Annotated in this window: 20 protein-coding genes; 7 read left to right on the top strand and 13 right to left on the bottom strand. The window is 39.9% G+C overall.

From position 1 onward, the window contains the following. Positions 1 to 89 precede the first annotated feature (89 nt). A complete protein-coding gene (locus GW828_RS01600) occupies positions 90 to 1,016 on the top strand; it encodes an AEC family transporter (RefSeq protein ID WP_273057043.1) in 927 nt (308 codons plus the stop codon). Between the two features lie 161 nt (positions 1,017 to 1,177). On the opposite strand, the gene fur is transcribed toward GW828_RS01600, so the two are convergent. Beyond that, entirely contained in the window at positions 1,178 to 1,609 is a 432-nt protein-coding gene (gene fur, locus GW828_RS01595) for a ferric iron uptake transcriptional regulator (RefSeq protein ID WP_124015998.1), read from the bottom strand. A gap of 348 nt (positions 1,610 to 1,957) precedes the next feature. Here fur and cobB point away from each other — a divergent pair, with 348 nt between their 5' ends. Then, positions 1,958 to 2,680, top strand: a complete 723-nt coding sequence (cobB, locus tag GW828_RS01590) for a Sir2 family NAD+-dependent deacetylase (protein WP_273057045.1) — start codon at positions 1,958 to 1,960, stop codon at positions 2,678 to 2,680. A gap of 31 nt (positions 2,681 to 2,711) precedes the next feature. Beyond that, the gene (locus tag GW828_RS01585; protein ID WP_273057369.1) at positions 2,712 to 3,158 is read left to right on the top strand and encodes an AAA family ATPase; all 447 of its coding nucleotides are present in this window, start codon (positions 2,712 to 2,714) and stop codon (positions 3,156 to 3,158) included. A gap of 112 nt (positions 3,159 to 3,270) precedes the next feature. On the opposite strand, the gene GW828_RS01580 is transcribed toward GW828_RS01585, so the two are convergent. The 6 genes from GW828_RS01580 to ggt all read right to left on the bottom strand — a co-directional run bounded on the left by GW828_RS01580 (position 3,271) and on the right by ggt (position 11,480). Further along, complete coding sequence (locus tag GW828_RS01580) at positions 3,271 to 5,370, bottom strand: bifunctional 2',3'-cyclic-nucleotide 2'-phosphodiesterase/3'-nucleotidase (RefSeq protein WP_273057047.1); 2,100 nt, start codon at positions 5,368 to 5,370, stop codon at positions 3,271 to 3,273. 588 nt (positions 5,371 to 5,958) lie between these two features. Continuing rightward, positions 5,959 to 6,354, bottom strand: a complete 396-nt coding sequence (locus GW828_RS01575) for a type 2 periplasmic-binding domain-containing protein (protein ID WP_182697112.1) — start codon at positions 6,352 to 6,354, stop codon at positions 5,959 to 5,961. An 11-nt stretch (positions 6,355 to 6,365) separates the two neighbouring features. After that, complete coding sequence (locus tag GW828_RS01570) at positions 6,366 to 6,689, bottom strand: hypothetical protein (RefSeq protein WP_273057049.1); 324 nt, start codon at positions 6,687 to 6,689, stop codon at positions 6,366 to 6,368. Between the two features lie 51 nt (positions 6,690 to 6,740). Then, entirely contained in the window at positions 6,741 to 7,589 is an 849-nt protein-coding gene (locus GW828_RS01565) for a hypothetical protein (RefSeq protein ID WP_273057051.1), read from the bottom strand. Positions 7,590 to 7,672: 83 nt separating this feature from the next. Next, positions 7,673 to 9,289, bottom strand: coding sequence for a methyl-accepting chemotaxis protein (locus GW828_RS01560; RefSeq protein ID WP_273057053.1), 1,617 nt, complete (start codon positions 9,287 to 9,289; stop codon positions 7,673 to 7,675). A 439-nt stretch (positions 9,290 to 9,728) separates the two neighbouring features. Next, positions 9,729 to 11,480: a gamma-glutamyltransferase gene (gene ggt, locus GW828_RS01555; RefSeq protein WP_273693294.1), complete on the bottom strand. Its 1,752-nt coding sequence runs from the start codon at positions 11,478 to 11,480 to the stop codon at positions 9,729 to 9,731. 112 nt (positions 11,481 to 11,592) lie between these two features. Here ggt and GW828_RS01550 point away from each other — a divergent pair, with 112 nt between their 5' ends. After that, positions 11,593 to 12,765, top strand: coding sequence for a GNAT family N-acetyltransferase (locus GW828_RS01550; protein WP_273057056.1), 1,173 nt, complete (start codon positions 11,593 to 11,595; stop codon positions 12,763 to 12,765). Between the two features lie 45 nt (positions 12,766 to 12,810). Here the strand turns inward: GW828_RS01550 and GW828_RS01545 are convergent, their stop codons facing one another. From GW828_RS01545 to GW828_RS01535, 3 genes are all read right to left on the bottom strand, one after another. Continuing rightward, positions 12,811 to 13,428 carry a LysE family translocator gene (locus GW828_RS01545; protein WP_124015822.1) on the bottom strand — a complete coding sequence of 206 codons (618 nt, stop codon included), beginning with the start codon at positions 13,426 to 13,428 and terminating at the stop codon, positions 12,811 to 12,813. 104 nt (positions 13,429 to 13,532) lie between these two features. Continuing rightward, positions 13,533 to 14,573: a 4-hydroxyphenylpyruvate dioxygenase gene (hppD, locus tag GW828_RS01540; protein ID WP_273057058.1), complete on the bottom strand. Its 1,041-nt coding sequence runs from the start codon at positions 14,571 to 14,573 to the stop codon at positions 13,533 to 13,535. A 68-nt stretch (positions 14,574 to 14,641) separates the two neighbouring features. Beyond that, the gene (locus tag GW828_RS01535; RefSeq protein ID WP_124015824.1) at positions 14,642 to 15,802 is read right to left on the bottom strand and encodes a homogentisate 1,2-dioxygenase; all 1,161 of its coding nucleotides are present in this window, start codon (positions 15,800 to 15,802) and stop codon (positions 14,642 to 14,644) included. Positions 15,803 to 16,021: 219 nt separating this feature from the next. Between GW828_RS01535 and GW828_RS01530 the strand changes: the two genes are divergently transcribed. Next, positions 16,022 to 16,951 (top strand): LysR family transcriptional regulator, encoded by a 930-nt coding sequence (locus GW828_RS01530; RefSeq protein ID WP_124015825.1) that lies wholly within the window; start codon positions 16,022 to 16,024, stop codon positions 16,949 to 16,951. A 187-nt stretch (positions 16,952 to 17,138) separates the two neighbouring features. Continuing rightward, positions 17,139 to 17,927, top strand: coding sequence for a TIGR00266 family protein (locus GW828_RS01525; RefSeq protein WP_124015826.1), 789 nt, complete (start codon positions 17,139 to 17,141; stop codon positions 17,925 to 17,927). A gap of 149 nt (positions 17,928 to 18,076) precedes the next feature. Here GW828_RS01525 and GW828_RS01520 read toward each other — a convergent pair whose 3' ends face one another. Continuing rightward, positions 18,077 to 18,544, bottom strand: a complete 468-nt coding sequence (locus GW828_RS01520; protein WP_273057060.1) for an EVE domain-containing protein — start codon at positions 18,542 to 18,544, stop codon at positions 18,077 to 18,079. Positions 18,545 to 18,700: 156 nt separating this feature from the next. Further along, a complete protein-coding gene (locus GW828_RS01515; RefSeq protein ID WP_124015828.1) occupies positions 18,701 to 19,114 on the bottom strand; it encodes a YccF domain-containing protein in 414 nt (137 codons plus the stop codon). Between the two features lie 197 nt (positions 19,115 to 19,311). Between GW828_RS01515 and GW828_RS01510 the strand changes: the two genes are divergently transcribed. Then, on the top strand, positions 19,312 to 20,283 hold the full coding sequence (locus tag GW828_RS01510; RefSeq protein ID WP_182722749.1) for a 1-aminocyclopropane-1-carboxylate deaminase/D-cysteine desulfhydrase: 972 nt from the start codon (positions 19,312 to 19,314) through the stop codon (positions 20,281 to 20,283). A gap of 226 nt (positions 20,284 to 20,509) precedes the next feature. Here GW828_RS01510 and GW828_RS01505 read toward each other — a convergent pair whose 3' ends face one another. Beyond that, the gene (locus GW828_RS01505; protein ID WP_124015830.1) at positions 20,510 to 20,683 is read right to left on the bottom strand and encodes a hypothetical protein; all 174 of its coding nucleotides are present in this window, start codon (positions 20,681 to 20,683) and stop codon (positions 20,510 to 20,512) included. Between the last annotated feature and the right edge of the window lie 282 nt (positions 20,684 to 20,965).

The following is a 20,965-nucleotide window of genomic DNA, read 5'->3' as shown; positions in this document are numbered from 1 at the left end:
GCGCCTTTTTTATTGCTTTTTTCTCAGTACGGTTGAGATTGTTATCGCCTATTATAAGTTTAGGTTACCTCAGCGTTAATAAGGTTGTTATGCATATAGTGAGTATTATTTTCCCGTTAATGTTTATGGTCACCCTAGGCTATGGCTTAACCCGAGTGGGCTTTTTTACTCAAGAGCATATTGCAGGCATCAGCAAATTCACTTTTTATGTCAGCATTCCGGCATTTTTATTTATCAATATGTTAGCTGCGCCACTGGCACAAAGTATTGATCCACTTGCGTTGCTGGCTTTTTATATACCGGTCGTGGTGGTATTTACCATTGGTTATCTAATTAATCGATATTGTAGTCCCGTAGCACAACAAAGCCGAGATGCCAGTGCCGTTTTTGCCCTAGGCAGCAGTTATTCTAATACTGTATTGGTCGGATTACCGATCATTACCGCCGCCTTGGGCGACACGATGATCGGGCAGGTATTTATGATCATTACTTTTCATAGTGCTACCTTGTTTGCGTTGACATTTATCTTAGCGGCACGCGCGCAAGAACAAGGCTTTTCGTGGCGTCGATTTACTCGCTCTATGCTACTCAATCCGGTGGTGATGAGCATTAGCTTGGGCATTTTAGCTAATGCGATAAGTATTAACTTGGGGGAACAGCTTAGTGCAGGGCTAGCATTACTCGCAAAACCGGCATTAGCCTGTGCATTATTTGTTCTAGGCGCTAATTTAAGTTTCTATCGAATTGGCGATCATTGGCGTTTAGCATTAGTGGCAAGTAGCTTGAAAATTATCTTGTTACCCGCATTAGTGTATGTGATGGCGCATTTTGTGTTTCAGTTAACATTACAAAATACGGCCATGTTAGTGTTACTTAGCGCCTCGCCATTAGGTGTTAATGCTTATTTAATTGCTACAGAGCTTAAACAGCATGAATCAACCTTGGGCAGCACAGTGGTATTATCGACCTTGTTAGCTGTGCTGAGTTTCAGTCTATGGTTAACACTGCTAATTTAACCGTATTTATTTAATAAGACTTTTTACAATGCCATCCGCACTTGTGTGCTATACACGACTCCCGGTTTTATACTTTTTATCCCAAAAAGTGATGCAGATGATAAATTTCAAGCAATAAAAAACCAGCAAATTTGCTGGTTTATTTGTTGCTCACACATAGACTATTCGTCAGCGTGATCACATGTGTCGTTGGTGCAACGACCATAAAGGTACAAGCTATGGTGAGTTAACTTGATGTTATGACGCATGGCGATTTCGTCTTGACGACGCTCAATTACATCATCAGAAAACTCAATGACTTTATCACAGGTCAGACAAACCAAATGGTCGTGGTGTTGTTGAGTCGATAATTCAAACACCGCTTTGCCACTTTCAAAATGATGACGATTAAGAATGCCAGCATCATCAAACTGGTTTAATACTCTATACACAGTAGCAAGGCCAATTTCCTCACCAATTTCGAGTAACTTTTTGTATAAGTCTTCTGCACTGATATGCTGATTATTTGGTTCTTGCATCAGTTCTAGAATTTTAACTCGCGGCAGGGTTATTTTTAATCCGGCTTTTTTGAGCGCTTGATTTCCATCTGTCATTGCTAATCTCTTGATTGCAGAACCAATCGGTTCATCGGTGGATATTCTGATCATTATATGTCTTGAGTTTAAAAACATAAACCTCTTAAGGTGCTTAATCAACCTATATGGAGCATATTTAGCAAAACACTCGCTGAAGTTGATATTATTTGTTACTAATCTCTCAATAAACTTACTTATACTAAGGGATTATTGTGCCAATTGGCTAATTCGATATGATTATATTATCGATAAAATGGCTTTTTAGGCCGTCAAGTCACAACATTTTGAAACGTAAGGGCGTATTTTTGATATCGTATTGAAAGTATATGGCATTATATTTTACATCATCACACTAAAGGATAAACAATGTACCGGCAAATTGTAGTGCTAACCGGCGCGGGTATATCTGCTGAGTCGGGTATGAGCACATTTAGAGATCAGCATGGCTTATGGGAACAGCATCATATTGAAGATGTTGCCACTCCAGAAGGCTATACCAGAGATATTGAACTCGTTGAGCGTTTTTATAATAGTCGCTGGCAACAATTACACAGTGATGATGTTGTTCCCAATGCTGCGCATTTAGCATTAGCCAAGCTTGAGACCGAATTTACGGGGGAGTTGTTAGTTATAACCCAAAATGTTGATGATTTGCATGAGCGGGCAGGCTCTAAACGATTGCTGCATATGCACGGTGAACTTGCTAAAGGTCGCTGTCCACAATCATTACAAACATTTATTTTACGTGAGCCATTTGGCGCTGACAATTGCTGTACCTGTTGTATTCCAGGTAAGCGTTTAAGACCACATATTGTGTGGTTTGGCGAAATGCCCTTTGGTATGGATAGAATTCATGATGCCTTAGATAATTGTGATTTGTTTATAGCCATCGGCACCTCTGGTACCGTTTATCCTGCAGCCGGTTTTGTCGATAGCGCTAATCATCACGGTGCACAGACGGTAGAAGTTAATCTCGATCCTGCTGATCGCCACAGTCAGTTCCAATATCATTTTACCGGTAAAGCAGGTGATATTTTACCAAGTTTAGTGGCAGATATTTTAGCGGGTAAGGTGATTGGTAGTGAGTAAAGTGTTAGTTGATGGGACGAACAATGAGGTGATAGTGCCAAAGTTAGCCATTATCATGCGTGGCTTACCTGGTAGTGGTAAGTCTTATTGGGCTGAACAATTTATTATATCTCAAGGTATTGAGCAGGCGATTCAAATTCGACAACACGGTTACTTTTCAACAGATCGCTATTTTTATTATCAAGGTGAATATCGCTTTAATCCGCAAAAAATTGCGCAGTATCATCAGGCTAATTTAACAGCATTTATCCAAGCATTAGCCCGAAGTGAACCGATTGTGATTTGCGATAATACCAATATCGCCAAGTGGGAATTTATGGCTTATGAGGCAGCGGCTAAAGCACTAGGTTATAAAGTTAATGTAGTATTAGTTGGACAACCTAAAGATGAGCCGCATCAACAGCTTTGTGCTCAACGAAACCAGCATCATGTTCCATTAGTACAGATTCAAAAAATGGCCCAGTTGTTTGAAGAGTAGTGATTTGAACAATAATTGTCTGACTATACAGTTGATGTGATAACGTTATGCTTATATCTTGCAATGGTATTAAGAAAAAGGCGCATATAGCGCCTTTTTTATTGGATAATTATTACTTAGCAGCAACCGGCGTTGTTAGGTCGATGCTGTAAATAGCAAATCCTGACACTACATCAGCTGTTTTAGGTAACTTGACCATTTTACGTTGTTGGTTATCAGCAACGAACTTGTCGGCAACATCGCTGTCTTGAGTTTCAAAACGAATGTCTAATGCCACGGTGGCATTATCTATGGTTTTAAAGTCCCAGTTGTAATCAGCTGATGGATCAACCTTAGCATCATATCCGCCAGTAGCATTAGGCTTTGATTGCTCAGTAATATAAGCAGACAATGCATCACGGTTGGTATCTGGTAGCTCAAGTACTACATGATCAGAACCAGTACCTGCAAATGCCCCACCAAATGCACGGTAGTTATTTGATGCTACAACAAATGACATAGCAGCCAAATCATCACCGGTGATAACCTTTGAGTCTGCATCTGTATAAGCCAAGTCAACAATTCTATTTGCATCTGGGTTAACGACTTTACAATCCCGATCAAACTTACTCGGTTGGGTCACATCAATTTTGTAAGTTAAGCCATCAATTACGTCAAAGTTATAGGTTGGGTGACCGGCGCGGTTAATCAAGTTTTGAGGTGCACTCACGGTTGGATCAATTTGATTAAACTGATTTGCTGAGCATTCCAACCAGTCTTTTAACTCAGCCCCAGTCGCTTTAACTGCTACCATGGTATTTGGGTACAGATATAAGTCAGCGGCATTTTTATAAGATAAATTACCTTCATCAACCTGCACATACTGGCTAGCATCACCTTCAGCATAGCGTCCACCGGCTTTAAATGGTGCAGAAGCAGACAAAATAGGTAAATCTTTTAGATCATCGGTAATTAATGTTTTAACGCGGGCAATTTGGGCATCTGAAACAATTTGCACAGTTGGATCATCTTGCACCAGTGTTAAGAAACTGTACATATTGGCGGCAGCAACACCGATAGGTTGGCTGACGTATTCAATCGTACCTTGGTGTTCAATTTCAATCGCATTACGTAAGCTTGCTTCACCTTCAACCAAGGCAATTTTATTGGCATTGTCGTAAATAGGGCGTGCTTTAGCCGTTGATTCTTCATGGATTACGGTCCATTTACCTTCAACTTGACGCACCACTAAGTCAACAACGCCTAAGTTATCTCCCCAACGACCAGGCATCACTGCAGGGATACCATTTAATAAACCTTTTTCTACGTCGGTATTAGGTAAATCACTGTAGGTTGCAGCAGGGAACACCGAGTGGCTGTGACCAAAGAAGATAGCATCGATGCCAGCAACATTGGTGAGTGCATAAGTTGCGTTTTCAGCCCATGGATCACCAGGGTTTTCACTTGATCCAATTCCTGAATGCGGAATGGCTAAAATAATGTCAGCACCTTCAGCTTTCATTTGCGGAATAAATTTATTAGCCGCTTGAACTATGCCTAATACTTCAACTTTACCTTCTAAGTTAGCTTTATCCCATTGTAAAACCTGTGGTGGTACAAAACCGATATAGCCTATTTTTATTGTGTGCTCATTACCGTCGACATCAAGGACCACTTTGTCTTTAATAATATACGGTGTGAACATATTCTCATTAAATAATACATTATCCCAGCAGCCGTCTTTATCAGCACAAATGACATTTGAGTTAATATAAGGGAAGTTTGCACCGGATATAGATTGCTCAAGAAACGATAAACCGTAGTTAAATTCGTGGTTACCAATATTGCCGACTTCATAGTCTAAAGTATTCATTGCTTTGTAGACGGGATGGGTCTCGGTAAGCGTGTTACTGTCAGTTTTAAATTTATTGGCAATATAGTCTCCCATCGGACTACCTTGTAATAAATCGCCATTGTCGACTAACACTGAGTTCGTTACTTCAGCGCGAGCGGCATTGATCAAACTGGCAGTACGAACAAGACCAATAGTCTTGTCTTCTTTATCTGAGTAGTAGTTATAATCCATCATATTAGTATGAAGATCAGTTGTTTCCATCACTCGTAAATTAATATCTGCAGCAACAGTACTTGTTTTATCGTCGTTATTTGAGTTGCAACCGCCTAGTCCTAGTGCACCCGCGATAACGACAGCAAGTAGTTTTTTATTTAACATATTTTACTCTCTATTTTTATTTGACCCTGAGGTATATTTGTTATTTTTACCTCTTACGTAGTGTTAACTTCTTTTTATCTAATTGATAATAAGATGAAAATACAGCGGTGATTATAAGCATAGTAAATGAATAAATTGTGATACAAGGCTAAATAAAATCTATTCGTGAGTGAGATTGCGCAATTAATCATCATCAGAAATGATAACAGGCTACGCAATGTTAATGTTACGGTGTCAATGTTAATAAGTGGTGTTATTTTACTTCGGAAAAATGTGGCGAAATAACGCAACGAATAATTGAGTATTTTATATTCGCCAGAATTTACTTAATATTGAATTGTTAAATTTAACTCGATAAGCTATTAAGGATAGAGTGCGATATATTGCTTTTGCTCGTCATCATCTAATTCGACGTTATAAATGATGGTTATAAACCAAACAAGTTTTGGTGCTGATTTTTTATTAGGTTAGTCATAAAAAAACCGGGCAATAAATATCATTACTCGGTTTATATTTCATCTTCCAATTAACTAACATCGGTGATTATGTGCTCACGTTTATGGTGAGTTAATCACAGTAGTAATCAATCTATGGCTTCAGTATGACTTTTACTGTGGCATCAACATCAGCTTCATCAATGTAGCCAATGGCATTTGGATTGCTTGCAATCGCAGATTTCATTGCACCCGCACCAGAAACCGCTGGTGGTGGCGTACCTTTACCAGTAAAGACTTGCTTAGACCAAAATGCTTTGAGTTGTGCATCTGTCTTACCGGTTACTGCTTGATGAAACTCACTGCGTACAGGATTGCCTTCTTCTAATTCGTAAACGACGACTGAAGAATCCCCTTTACCCAAAAACGCTTTTTTAACATCATTAATTGCAATATCTGCAGCAGCAGGATTGCCAATGACAACAACCGCTGCATTAGCTGAGGTAACGGCTGTTAAACTTAGCGCTAAAATAGTCAGTAACTTGTTCATTATCATACCCCTTAAAATACTGCGTCGAATTTAACGGTGTAAATCAAGGTGTCATCATAGGCAAATTTACCTGTTGATGCGTCGAAGCTATTGGTATCTAATCCACCTGATGTATTGCCAAAGTCATCAGCGTAGGTGACATCAAATTTTATCGCGACATTATCAATTGCATCCCAACGTAAACCTAAGCTATAAGCCATACGCTCAGCATTGAATGCGATCATTTGTGTTGCCGCAGCAGTTGATAGCGGTAAACGATCTTCATTGTCTTGAGTTTTCGAGTAAGCAACGGTGATATAAGGCGTGAATGCCTTAATACGATAGCCTAATGTCAAGTAACCTGAATCAATATCAGGGTAGGCATTATCAATTTCTGAACGAGTCCATTAAGATATTGCAATAACTTCACCGTTGTCATAACTGGCACCCACACCAACAAAAGAGCCTTTATCATCGTTAAGCTCTAATAGGGTATAGTTAGCTTGAGTATTCACCCCTGGCGCTAAAGGAACGGTTACTTCTGTCACAACGGGTCCGTCTAATTGGGCTTGTGCGTATACGGCACGTAAAGTCCATATTTCGTCGGTCCAACTCACGTTAGCACCCATAAGATTACTGAGTTCAACCGCTGTGTTTTTAACTTTTGATTCACCACCAAATGCTTGCATTGTTAGGGTTGAGTCATCGTATTCAACATCATAAGATACACCAGCACCTGTGTAAGATGAAAACGGAATGGCACCGTAAACTTCTTGTGGCGGACGAGCAAAAGGTTGTGCATATCCTACATCGAGGTAATCAGAATACATGAACAAAGGTACACGCAGTTTACCGCCACGAACCTTGATACCGTTTTCAAAGCGGTGAGATAAATAAGCCCATTCAGCTTCAACTTCCCAGTCATATTTACCGCGCATCATTAACTGCAATACCGCTTGAGTGTTGTCAGAAATGTTGAAGGTACCTTGTAGACCTAATTTACTGTCTTCACTAAAGTCAGCGCTTGAGTCTGCACCGTTATAACCCGCATCATTATCAGAGCTAATATAGGCTCCGCTAATAAAGCCATTAAATTTGACCTTGTCTGCTAAGCTCGCATTTTGTTGCGCCTGCAAGGTTTGTACTTGTTGCTCTAGTTTAGCAATTTTAGCATCAGCAGCTTCATCAGCTGTTGCCAGGCTAGGGACCATTGCCATCGATATCGCAACAGATAACACTTTTAAATTAAATTGCATGGTTTTACTCCTTGAACATCACTCATCAATACGCCATTAAGGCTTATATTTTTTGGTTTTTAATACTAGCAATGCAATCAATCTCAAACCTTAAATTGATTGGTAATTGATTGCAGTCTTTCGCTAATATTTTGAATATCAACACTGATACCTCCCATATCAGCAGTCGTTACTCTTACTTTTTGCGAACCGGTTTCCATTTCAGTTATATATTGCTGGATTAACACCGAAGTGGTGTGTTGTTCTTCTGTCGCAGTAGCAATTTGATCATTAACTTCAGAGATTGCACTGACTTTACCTGTGATACGTTGTAATGCTTCACCGGCTAAAGAGGTTGATTGCACCCCTTTGGCCGCTGTGTGAATACCGCGATCCATAGCGTCAACCGCTTGTTTAGAAGTAGAACGTAATTCTTGTAATACTTGCTGGATCTCTTGGGTCGACGTTTGTGTTCTAGAAGCCAATGTTCTGACTTCATCAGCTACTACCGCAAAACCACGACCATGTTCCCCCGCACGAGCGGCTTCAATTGCAGCGTTGAGAGCCAGTAAATTAGTTTGATCTGCAATACTGCGGATTGTGTCTAATATGTCATTAACATTATGGGTAAATGCGTCGAGTTGATTTACCACGACGGCTGTTTGCTGCACTTCGTCAGCCAAGGTGTTAATGGTAGAAACGGCATCATTAACTATGACTAGGCCTTGTTTCGCCTCTGTGTTGGCATCTTCAGCCTCTAATGCTGCACTGGATGCATACTCGGCAATGTGAGTCACACTAACAAACATCTCTTTCATCGCTTGTGATATCTGCTCTATAGCCTCATTTTGCTGCTTTACGTTGAGTTCACTGTACTGACTGCCGCTGAGTAAGGTTGCAGCCACTTCAGTTAAGTTTTCTGTGGTGTTCTTTGTATCGGCAATAGACGATTGAAGTTTAGAGACAAATTGGTTAAACCAGTAAACAAGCTGTGCTATTTCGTCTTTGCCCGCATAGTGGATCCGTGCGCGAAGATCGCCTTCACCTTGTGAAATATTTCGCAAAGATTGAGTGACATTGTCTATGGTATTAATGATTGAGCGATTAACCAGTAATCCCATAATGATCATCAGTGCAGTAGCAATCACGCCAATAAGCAGAACACTATTTTCCGCATTTTTTGAACTGGTAATCGTCGTTTGAATACTTTGTTGAAATTGTTCTGCCAAAAGTGATTTTTTTTCAGCAAATTGTTTGACCAATGTTTGGTATCGCTTTGCATTTTCAGCAGCTTGCAGCTGTATTTTGCTAAAATCGACATCATCTTTAATAAACTCCGCGGCTAAACTGCTAGCGTTATCATAGTAGATGTTCATATCGCGGTTCATTTTTTGCGCCGCAGCTGCCTCGTCTGGCAGTAGATCGATAAGTTGGCGTAAATTAGCTGAGATTTGCAATACCATGTTATTGGCCACATCTAACGCATCTTCTTCACCTGTAGTAATTGCTGATTGGATTGTTTGATCCAATTGTAATATTAAGCCTTGGTTGATCGTTGCAAGATTTAAGGCTGGATAAAGTTGATTTTGGAGTCCATTTAAGCGTTGTTCATTATTCTTACCCGTTTGATTATTGATGATAATCGAAATGACAAACGACACGATAGCGACAAAGGTGAGTAGGGTAATTCTATGTTTGATTTTTAAATTAATGAGTTGCATGAGGCCTTTTGTTAATTTAGTTGAGCTAAAAAAGATAATAACAACTTAGATTGTGACTTATAAATATTAACGTTTGGTTAACTCGAGATATATAATTATTAACAATAATAACAGATGCAGCAAAGAGGTTCATTAATCTTAATAATATTTAAACAGTTTGAGGATTAGCATGAGTCTGACTAAATAACATTCAAGCTTATATTTAATTATTGCCATTGTTTATCCTGCGGAGCAGGGAAGAGCTTTGCAGGGGAGTGGTTTCGAGTTTATTGGACATGAGGTTTGGAATTTGTGAACAAATTTTGCTCACCAGTACAGTGGTAGAATATTAAGCGTAAAATGATAGTCGATATCAATGCATATCTTGGTATTAATTATATGTAATAGCGGCTTTAGATGGTGTAAAGCCGCTGCCTTTTTATACTTGCAGATTAACGCTCTAGTAGCCGATGGCGGCAGAGCCTGCACGTCTTGGATCTGATGCGCCAAAAAGACCTTGTTCTGTCATCATTATTGATTGAGTACTGCCAATTGATTCTTGAATTTTGACTTTATGACCTTTAGCTTCAAGTAATGAAATCGTATCTTTATTCAAGGTGTGCTCTACCCAAATAAAATCCGGTAACCATTGATGATGAATACGTGCTGCTGCAGTGGCTTCGGCAATATTTAAATTATGATCAATAACATTCATAATAATTTGCAAAGTAATATTAATAATACGCGAGCCACCAGGGCTGCCGGTCACAATGAATGGTTTACCATCTTTCATTACAATGGTTGGACTCATTGAACTCAGAGGGCGCTTATTCCCTTGAACAGAGTTTGCTTCACCACCAATTAAACCATAACCGTTAGGTGTACCAGGTTTAACCGAAAAGTCATCCATTTCATTGTTTAATAAAATACCAGTGCCTTTAGCGACTAAGCCAGAACCATAACTGAAGTTAAGGGTGTAAGTGTTGGCAACTGCATTGCCCCATTTATCGATAACAGAGAAGTGGGTAGTTTGATCGCTCTCATATGGCGCCAATTTTCCTGGCAGTATTTCGCTGCTCGGGGTGGTTTTATTAATGGAGATCTTACTGGCAATACTCTTAGCATATTCTTTGCTGATCAATTGTTTAACCGGAACGTCAACAAAATCAGGGTCGCCTAAAAATTTACTCCGATCGGCATAAGCATATTTCATGGTTTCAGCCATAAGATGCAAGGTATCAGCGGTATTGTGACCTAATTTGTCAATTGGGAACTGCTCAAGCACATTCAGCATTTCAATAATATGAATGCCACCAGAAGAAGGCGGCGGCATTGATACCACTTCATAACCGCGATATTGACCACGAACCGGTTGGCGCTCAATCACTTTATAGTTTGCAAGATCGTTTAGGCTCATCACCCCACCAGCATTCTGGACCGCAGAAACAATTTTTTCAGCGGTTTCACCTTGATAAAACCCTTTACTGCCTTTCTCTGCTATTAACGATAACGATTGTGCTAATTCCGGTTGTTTGAATAATTCATTGACCTGATAATTACTGCCATCAGCATGATAGAAAACCTCTGCTGAACTTGGCCATTGTGTAATGCGCGATTTAAGGCCAGCAAGAGAGTTAGACAAATCTGAGGTGACTAAAATACCGTCTTTAGCCAGTTTAATAGCAGGTTTTATGACTTGTTCCATGCTCATGGTGCCATATTTTGTCAGGGCCAGTTCCATTCCCATGACGGTACCAGGAACGCCAACAGCTAAACCGTGCTCACGGCTGAGCTTATCGACAGCATTACCTTGTTCATCAAGAAAGATGTCTTTGTGTGCTTTAGCTGGCGCTGTTTCACGGTAATCGATAGCGATAGTTTTATGTTGCTCGGCTAAATGCACCAACATAAAACCACCGCCACCAACATTACCCGCGCGAGGTAATGTCACGGCAAGTGCATATGCTACCGCGACAGCAGCATCGACCGCATTACCGCCTTGTTTTAAGATATCTACGCCAATTTTACTTGCTAATGCTTCTTGGCTTGAAACCATGCCATGCTTAGCATAGATTGGCTGAGCCGTTGCCATTTCACTAAAAATTGAGGCTTCGTTTGCTTGGCTGTTAGCAATATGAATGGCGGGATAACAAAGTGTTAGTGTTAAGGCTGAGCTCAACAGAAGCGGTGTTAATTTAGGGAATAGTGTCACGATTAATCCTTGGCGTGAATGGAAAAGATATTGTGATAGAACATGCCACATGATAACAATAATTGGTATGTGTTTTAACTTTACAACGTTAATTATTATAGGGTAGGTGTGGGTGGAACAAGTACAAAAGCAAAGTTATCAATATAAATTTGTTAATAGTATTAATACTATAGATCCTTCGGTATGGAATGAAATGTTTGGGGTGTCCCATCCTTTTACCCGTCATGAATATTTATCCGCACTCGAAATGAGCGGTTGTGTTAGTGCTGAAACGGGCTGGACTCCCATGCATCTTGTGGTGATGGATATTGATAATGTTATCGCCTTAATGCCTTTATATCTTAAAACGCATTCTTGGGGCGAGTATGTGTTCGACTGGGCTTGGGCAGAGGCTTATAAGCGTAATCACATTGAATACTATCCTAAACTTGTCGCGAGTATTCCTTTTACGCCTACCACTGGTCAGCGTATAGGTTTTAGTGCTGCTTTGTCGATCACGGCACAGCAAACTTTAATCGAGAGCATTCAGCACTTCTTGTCGCAGACTGTCATTGAACATAACTGGTCATCTTGGCATTGTTTATTTATCCATGAGGCGCAACAGCATCAGTTTTCTCAGGCAGATGCTATGCAACGCTTGGGGTGCCAGTTTCATTGGCACAACCAAGGTTATGCTGATTTTAATGATTTTATTGCCAGATTAACGTCACGTAAACGTAAAAACATCATCAAAGAGCGAACCATTGCAAGACAAAAGCTACAATTTAGTTTTATTGATGGTGATAAGGCCAGTCCTAAGCAGTGGCAGGGTTTTGTTCGCTGTTATCAAAATACCTATTTAAAACGTTCCGGTCACACAGGGTATTTATCACCTGCCTTTTTCGAACAAATAGTAGCAACGATGGGCGCGTCGATACGTTTATTGATTATTGAAGATGTTGATGGAAATCTAGTGGCATCGGCGCTGTACTTCGTGTCAGATACACACTTATTTGGCCGCTATTGGGGAGCATTAACTGAATGTGATGGATTGCATTTTGAGGCCTGTTACTATCAAGGTATTGAGTTTGCCATTGCCAATCAATTAATGGTATTTGATGCTGGCGCCCAAGGTGAACATAAAGTTATGCGAGGATTTCGTCCGGTCAAAACTTTCTCAAGTCATTTTATTGCTCATGAAGGTTTTAATGATGCGATTGGTCATTTTTGTCAGCAAGAACGCGCGCACATTGACATCTACATGCAACAAATGTGCGAACAACTGCCGTATAAGGCGATAGAATAATAGACATATCGGTAGTGAAATGGCTAAGTCAGTGGGATTGTGTGGTTAGCCTAATGCTAACCATATACCAACAACGATCATTAAACTCCCTGCAATACGGTTCATCCAACGAATGTTATCGCCGCGACTTAAGAATAAACGTAAGCTTTTACCACCACTGGCATAAGCCAACATAGAGACACTTTCGGTGATCATGATAATCCCGAGTAACACCGCAAGTTGTGGGCCAACGGCATAATCGACATTAATAAACGGTGGCAATAGTGAAATCATAAAGGCCCAACCTTTAGGGTTCGCAATGGCGGTGATAAAACCTTGACTGATTAAACTGACTCGGTTGGTTTTCACATCAAGGCCAGTAATGATGGCCATTCTGCCTTTGGCGCGCCACATATTAATTCCAATATAAGCCAGGTAGGCACCACCCACCCACTTAAGGATATCGAACACTTGTGGGTAATTTAACATGATGCTGGCCACCCCAAGTACTGCAGCAATGGCGACCAATGCCACGCCCACTAATTCACCGAGCATCATCCATAATGTTTTACGCACACCAATGCTCATGCCGAGGGTCATGGCTAATGTCATGCACATCCCAGGGGTGATAGACACAAAAAAGAATGTAGGGATAAAAACCGCAAGAACAGCATAATCTGGCATGGGTAACGTCTTTGGTTAGCAATATGGATGGCAGAGTGTAATGGCCTAAAATGATAAAAACCAGCACTTTGCTGGTTTTTATGTATCACTTAGTGTCTATAAAATTACAGCACACCACGTTTCATTTGATCACGTTCAATGGATTCAAATAATGCAGTAAAGTTACCCTCGCCAAAGCCAAGGTTATTTTTACGCTGAATGATCTCAATGAAGATTGGCCCAAATAAATTTTTGGTGAAAATTTGCAGTAAATAACCGTCATCATCACCATCAACCAAAATCTGGTGATGCTTGATCCGATCGTGATCTTCCGTGACCTGTGGCAACTTATCGAAAATAGTGTCGTAATATTCAGGAATAATATCCAGAGTCTTAATTGAAGTGCCTTCCATTGCATCTAATGAAGCAACAATATCACGGCTTCTAAATGCTAGATGTTGCACACCTGGGCCATTGTATTCACCCAAGTATTCATCAATCTGGTTTTTGTCGTTGCCTTTACCTTCGTTAATCGGAATGCAGAAGCTGCCATCTGGAGAACGCAAAGCATAAGACACTAGAGCCGTTTGCGCGCCACTAATATCAAAGTAACGCACTTCGGTAAAACCAAAGATATCTTTATAAAAGTTAGCCCATTTTTCCATAGTGCCTTTGTAGACATTATTGGTTAAATGGTCGACTTCCATAAAGCCTTTTTCTGGTGTGACGATAGGCTGCTCTAAATCAACAAAGTCAGTTTGATAAATATTGTTTTGTTCGCCAAAGATATCAATAAAATAAATTAAGCTATCGCCAATGCCATAAATAGCCGGATACGGCATGTCTTTGTTGGCATCATCTGCCGGTGTTGCACCTCGAGCCACCGCTTCGGTATATGCAAAATTAGCATCTTCAACCCGCCAACCCATTGAACAAATAGCTGGGCCGTGTGATTTAGCAAAGTCTGCAGAAAAGCCTGCGCGGCCTTTATTCAACAAAAAGTTAATGTCGTTTTGTTTGTAATAAACGATGTCGTTATTTTTGGCTTTTTTTAACATTGAAAAACCAAAATCAATAAACACTTGATGCATATATTCGGTATCTGGACTGGCAAATTCGGTGAATTCAATGCCTAACAGGCCCAGTGGGTTTAGTTCGCTTGCCATTTTTTTTTCCTTTATTTTATGTCAACACCATCACTCTTAGATGACTTAGGGTTGATATAAATGTGGTCTTAGTTTTCTAACCAAGAGCGATTGTAATCATCACTCATGCAATTTTTTACATGAGCGGTTAAATTCAGAGGGGCGAAGGTATCGACCATCACCGCGTATTCGTAAGTTTCAGTTTTACCTATAGAGGCTTCGGTCCGTCCAGGTTGCGGGCCGTGGGGGACACCTTTTTGATGTAAGGTCATGTAGCCAGCTTCAATACCGGTACGGCTCATAAAATCACCGTCGACGTAATACAGCACTTCATCGCTATCGATATTGTTGTGGTAATAAGGCGCCGGAATTGATCTAGGATGGAAATCGTATGGGCGTGGCACAAAGTTACAAATTACAAAATTGTGTGCAGTAAACACTAAATGTTCAGATGGTGGTAAATGAATTTTGCCAACTTTAGGGGCATATTCACTGATGTTAAATGCCCATGGATAGACACAACCATCCCAACCGACTAAGTCAAATGGATGCCATTGAAGTGTCATCTGTTGATAGCGATCGCCAAACTTACACATTAACGGGAATTCGCCTTTTTCGACCACAGCCTCGGTTAAGGTTGGGGTTCGAATATCACGCTCGCAATAAGGAGCGGACTCGAGCATTTGGCCATATTCATTTCTAAAATGCTTAGGCACCTCTACCATTGACGAGGATTCAATCACAAACAAACGTACATCTTGATAATCGTTAAATTTTAGCTGGTAGGTGGTTCCGCGCGGAATAATTAAATAATCCCACTTCTGAGTATTGATAACACCGTACTCACTTAATAGTTGCCCTTCACCTTGGTGAATAAACACCACTTCATCGGCATAAGCATTGCGATAAAACTCATTAGTGTCTTCAGTCACTTTAGCCGTGTACATGGCGACATCATTATTGAAAAATATTTTATTACGAGCACTAAAGAAATTGCCTTGGCAGTCGGCTTGGCGCGAGTCTAATTTGTAATTTTGAATGAGCGGATCTTGCCATTGTTCGCCATGTGACAGAGCATAAGGTTTAACATCGATCGCTTTGGTTGGCATATTATGATGATATTTATTGGAATAAATATTTGAAAAGCCATGGGTCGAAAATAATTCTTCACGGTACAACTCACCATTATCTTTTTCGAAGGCAATGTGACGTTTGGTCGGGATCTGACCTTGCTTAACATAGAATGGCATGTGATTGTCCTATGGTGAATCGACTGCGAGTGTCGTGGCGTTTATAGTATTTATTGTTATGGCCTAATCTCATTGGCTAAACCAATATGTGATCTAACTAACAATTTAGTGGTAAAGATGAACAAAAAAAAGAATAATAAATAACTCAACTCAATCAACTTTTTTGATTGTTATGTTAGCTTTACATTTGTGTATGGATAACGGGACAGTGGAAATCTTATGCGAATAGATATAGATGCCTTTAATGTACTGCAAGTACTTGTTGAAGAAGGAAGTTTTGCAAAAGCTTCAGAACGGTTACACAAGGCACAATCGGCAGTAAGCTATCAGATTAAAAAACTGGAGCAACATCTGGGGGTAACATTATTTAATCGAGATCATTATCGAGCGGAATTAACCCCCGAAGGTAAAGTGATTTTGGCCGAAGGGCAGCGCTTATTACAGCATTTAGCCAATATAGAACATCTTGCCAGTCGCTTTAGTCAAGGATGGGAACCTAAACTTGAATTAGTGATAGACGGCGCACTGCCGATGGAACCGATTATGACGGCTTTAAAACGGATGTCGGAGCATAATATACCCACTAAAATTCAACTCAATATGGAGTTTTTAGGCGGAGTACAGCATCGATTTGAACGTGATCAAGCCGACTTAATGCTAGTGAAAGACTATCGTACTGGGCCCTCTTATCATCCTAAAGCATTGCCTACCATTACCAGTGTGCTGGTGGCATCATCACAGCATCCATTAAGTCAGCTTAAGAGGATTAGTTTGCCTGAGTTACAGCAACATGTAGAGTTGACCATTGAAGATTCATCTCCTGGTAAACGTGACCGCGATGAAATGCAGTTTGGCGGCGATAAAGTCTTTTATTTGTCGGGCTTTATCATGAAAAAAAATGCCTTACTAAAAGGCCTAGGTTTTGGCTGGATGCCGGATTTTTTAATTACTGAAGAATTACATCAAGGACAACTTATTGAAGTTGATTTTATTGGTGGTAATAGGTTTAGTTTTACCCCGCAACTAGTATCAACTTTAGAGCGACCACTTGGTCGAGCAGGGCAATTATTTACTGAATTAATTTTGCAAGAATTTGCCCAATATCAGCAACAGCAACAATTAGGGTTAAGTGGTGCAGGATTGGGTTAATCATTGGCATACGTCTGGAGAGCCATCAACAGATTTATTGGGCAGCCTAGCACAGTGAAAAGTTGTCGTGTTAAATTGCGGATCCTTTTGTTATTTTATAACATTGTTACAGGGAAATTATTTAGCTTTGTTAGGCGACAACAATGTTAGGTGACAACAATCAATCATAAATTTTTAAGGAATGAAAATGACCAGAAAATGCCATGAAGTAGATTATGAAATTATCGGTTCTAGTATGCAGCTTGTTGAAGTTGAACTTGATCCAAATGAATCAGTGATTGCTGAAGCAGGCGCGATGACCTATATCGAAGAAGATATTAGTTTTGAGGCTAAAATGGGTGATGGCTCTGAGCCTGAATCTGGTTTTTTTGGCAAGCTACTGGGGGCTGGTAAACGTGCCATTTCGGGTGAGGGGATTTTTATGACTCACTTTACCAATGAAGGTCAACATAAACGAAAAGTGGCATTTGCTGCGCCGTTTCCTGGGACTATTTTGGCGATCGACTTAGCTCAACATCAAGGCGAACTTATCTGCCAGAAAGACAGCTTTTTAGCAGCGGCTTTAGGTACGCAAGTGAGTATGAAGTTTAATAAGCGATTAGGAACCGGTTTTTTTGGTGGTGAAGGTTTCATTCTACAAAGCCTTAAAGGTGATGGTATGGCATTTGTGCATGCCGGTGGCACACTGATAAAAAAAGAACTGCGTGGTGAGACATTGCGAGTTGATACTGGGTGTTTAGTCGGATTTACGCCCGGGATTGATTATGATATTCAGCGCGCTGGTTCTTTAAAATCAATGGTGTTTGGTGGCGAAGGTTTGTTTCTTGCGACCTTACAAGGTCATGGGACAGTATGGTTACAAAGCTTACCGTTTTCTCGCATGGCTGACAGAATTATTGCTCATGCACCATCTCGTGGTGGCAAAGATCAGGGTGAAGGATCTGTGCTTGGTGGAATAGGGCGGATGATTAACTAATCTGGGCATTGGCTGATCTTATTCATTTTCGTTCGTAATTAGATGCTCAGACGATTTAGCGCTAATTGTCTGAGCCGTCTTTAGGAAGCGGCTTTTAAAAGGATGGTTACCTGTTAGCGACCAGCTGCCCAGTGGTTAATTCAAGGTTATTAATCTACGTTTGTTAGTTTCATAATATGTTGGTATTGCTCTTGTGTGACGGGCTGAACACTCAGGCGAGTACCTTTAGCCACTAGTACCATATCTTGCAGTAAGGGATCTGCCTTCAATTGCTTCAAGCTGACTGGGTTAGAGAATTTGACCATAAATTGAATATGCACTTGCCACCAACGAGGTGCAGTGGCGTCAGATTTCATATCAAAATACGCTGAGCGGTCATCAAAAGCGCTGACATCAATTTGAGGCTGACTACTAATGTTGGCTAAACCTACAATGGCAGGTACTTTGCAGCTAGAGTGGTAAAACAACACTAGATCACCCAATGCGATTTGATCGCGAATATAATTACGTGCTTGATAGTTACGAATACCTTGCCAAGCAACCGTTTGCTGCTCACACATCTGTAGATCATCAATGCTAAAGTCATCTGGTTCAGACTTCATTAACCAATAGTTCATGCGATTCCATTACTGTCATTAAAGAGAGTGAATTACTTTTCTGTGCTTGATTATGGCAATGTACACGCTGCTAAGACAATTAGGCAAATAAAAAGCCGATAGCACTGTGCTATCGGCTTTTTATAACAGTAGTCATTCAACAGTTATTAATGAATGCTAATAAGTCGGTTTGGCAATAACAGTTTGACCAATAGGGGTTAAACTTAGTAAGGCTAACTTAAGATGTTGTAACGCGAAAGGAATACCTATAATTGTTACAAAACAAGCCAATGCATGGACTAGATGGCCAATCGCAAGCCAAATACCAAAGCATAAAAACCATATAACATTACCTACTAAACCTAACGTGCCAGTGCCAATATCTTCTTGGCCTGAAATGTGTTTTCGGTTAACCGTTTCTTGCCCAAATGGCCAGAAAGCCAGCTCGCCAATAACAAAACATGCACGGCCAAATGGGATACCAATGATACTGATAAAGCATAATAGCCCCACCAACCACCATGCTAGGCCCATGATAAACCCCCCCATAAGAAACCAAGCAATATTAAAGATTAAGCGTAAAAGTGACATTTTCAATCCTATCAATAGTCAATATTACTTAGAATGAAGCGATATTCATGCCATATTTTTAACTGTTTGATTATAATAGGTTAAATGTGAGTTTTTTACTTTATAGTTAGATGTGTGTGATGAGTAATACAAATGAATCGATGAGATTTATCATTTTTTAGTTAAAATACTCATATTACAGTTGATTAAGGCAATGTATGTTTTCGATAAGCCCAGTACAAGCGATGAACTTTGATGGACGCAGCATCTATATTAAACGGGATGATCTATTACATGCTGATTTTAGTGGTAATAAAGCGCGTAAATTTTATCATTTCCTCCATCATGATTATTCACACGTTAACCAGCTAGTGGCATCGGGCTCGGCACAAGCCAACTCATTGTACTCCTTGTCTGTACTTGCAAAGCTGCAAGGATGGAAATTTGATTACTATGTAAGTCATATCAACACATTCTTGTTACAACATCCTCAGGGTAACTATGCTGCTGCGATACAAAATGGTGCCAATATTATTGATGTCAGTCATTTGGCCGATGCCGAAAACCTTCAAGGTATGCATTTAGACGATGCGATGCAATACATTGTGTCGTCGCACCCAAATTACACAGATAAAAATCAATTACTATTTATTCCCGAAGGTGGACGTTGTGGGTATGCCGAAACCGGGATAACACAACTCGCCACTGAAATTATTCAATGGGCTCAAGACCGACGACTAAATGAGTTGATGGTATTTCTCCCCTCAGGCACGGGGACCACTGCGGCTTATTTAAATAAACAAATTATTCAACAACTGACTCAATTATCATTAACGGAAGTTTTTGCTATTGAGGTGTTAACTTGCAGTACCGTTGGCGGAGATAAATATTTACGCCAACAGTTTTCACAATTAGTTGATGAGATTTATTTTCCTAGAATTATTAATGATGGTCATAAATATCATTTTGGGAAATTATCACAACGTTGTTTTGATATGTGGAAAACAGTTTGCCAGTCGGGAATTGAATTTGAATTGTTGTATGATCCGGTTGGCTTTTTAGTATTACAACATTATTTAAATAGTCAGGCTGTCAGTGCCACCAATGTTCTTTACATACATCAGGGGGGAGCCTTAGGCAATAAAACCATGTTACCAAGATACCAACGAAAATTTCCTCACTCGGTTTGATCACACAAGTGCAGGATGCATTTTTGCTACAAGGTATTGATAGTAAGAGAAATAGGTTTTTTAGATGGTTAACTTGGGGTTTAAAACTGAAGAATAACTTGAAAATAAGCTAGTGAGCTATTCATTTTACTCTGTTTTAATAAACATCGGTAATTGAGAGGAGAATACCGAGAAATGAGTTTATTAAATAACAGAGTAAATGATTAACGCAAAGCGTTAGGGGGGATTACTTATTAGCTGATAATAACCATTTCATGAAGTTTATTGCTTCAATACGCTTTGAAAAGGTTTTTTTGTTTTTACCTAGGCTGTCGGTAAAAGCAATTGAGTTTTTGTTTGACGAAATAGAATTAACTGGAAAGCTAACTGAAATTTCGTGTCCATTAATGTTGTATGACATTGGCCACACTCCTTCTATATATTCACCCATTAGGTGAGACAATTGTTCAATAAAATATCCTTGGCATTTTTTAGTGTTGCAAAAGATTAATGTTTCGAGATTTAACTTAACCTATCTTTTACTCACTAATCAAGTGTTGTTATGTGAATAGTTGATTAAGGTCTAATTTGTGTCTACAACTTTTATGTTGCCACATAGCCTAAAATCACAGTAATACATACAGCACTTAATTTGTAAGTTGAACATAGTTTTATGACAATAAGATTACGCCAATAGAAATTA

This window comes from Shewanella vesiculosa (assembly GCF_009994065.1).
Classification (GTDB): Bacteria; Pseudomonadota; Gammaproteobacteria; order Enterobacterales; family Shewanellaceae; genus Shewanella; species Shewanella vesiculosa.
Note: the sequence above shows the minus strand (reverse complement) of the source record. Positions and strands in the feature narration are given on the sequence as shown.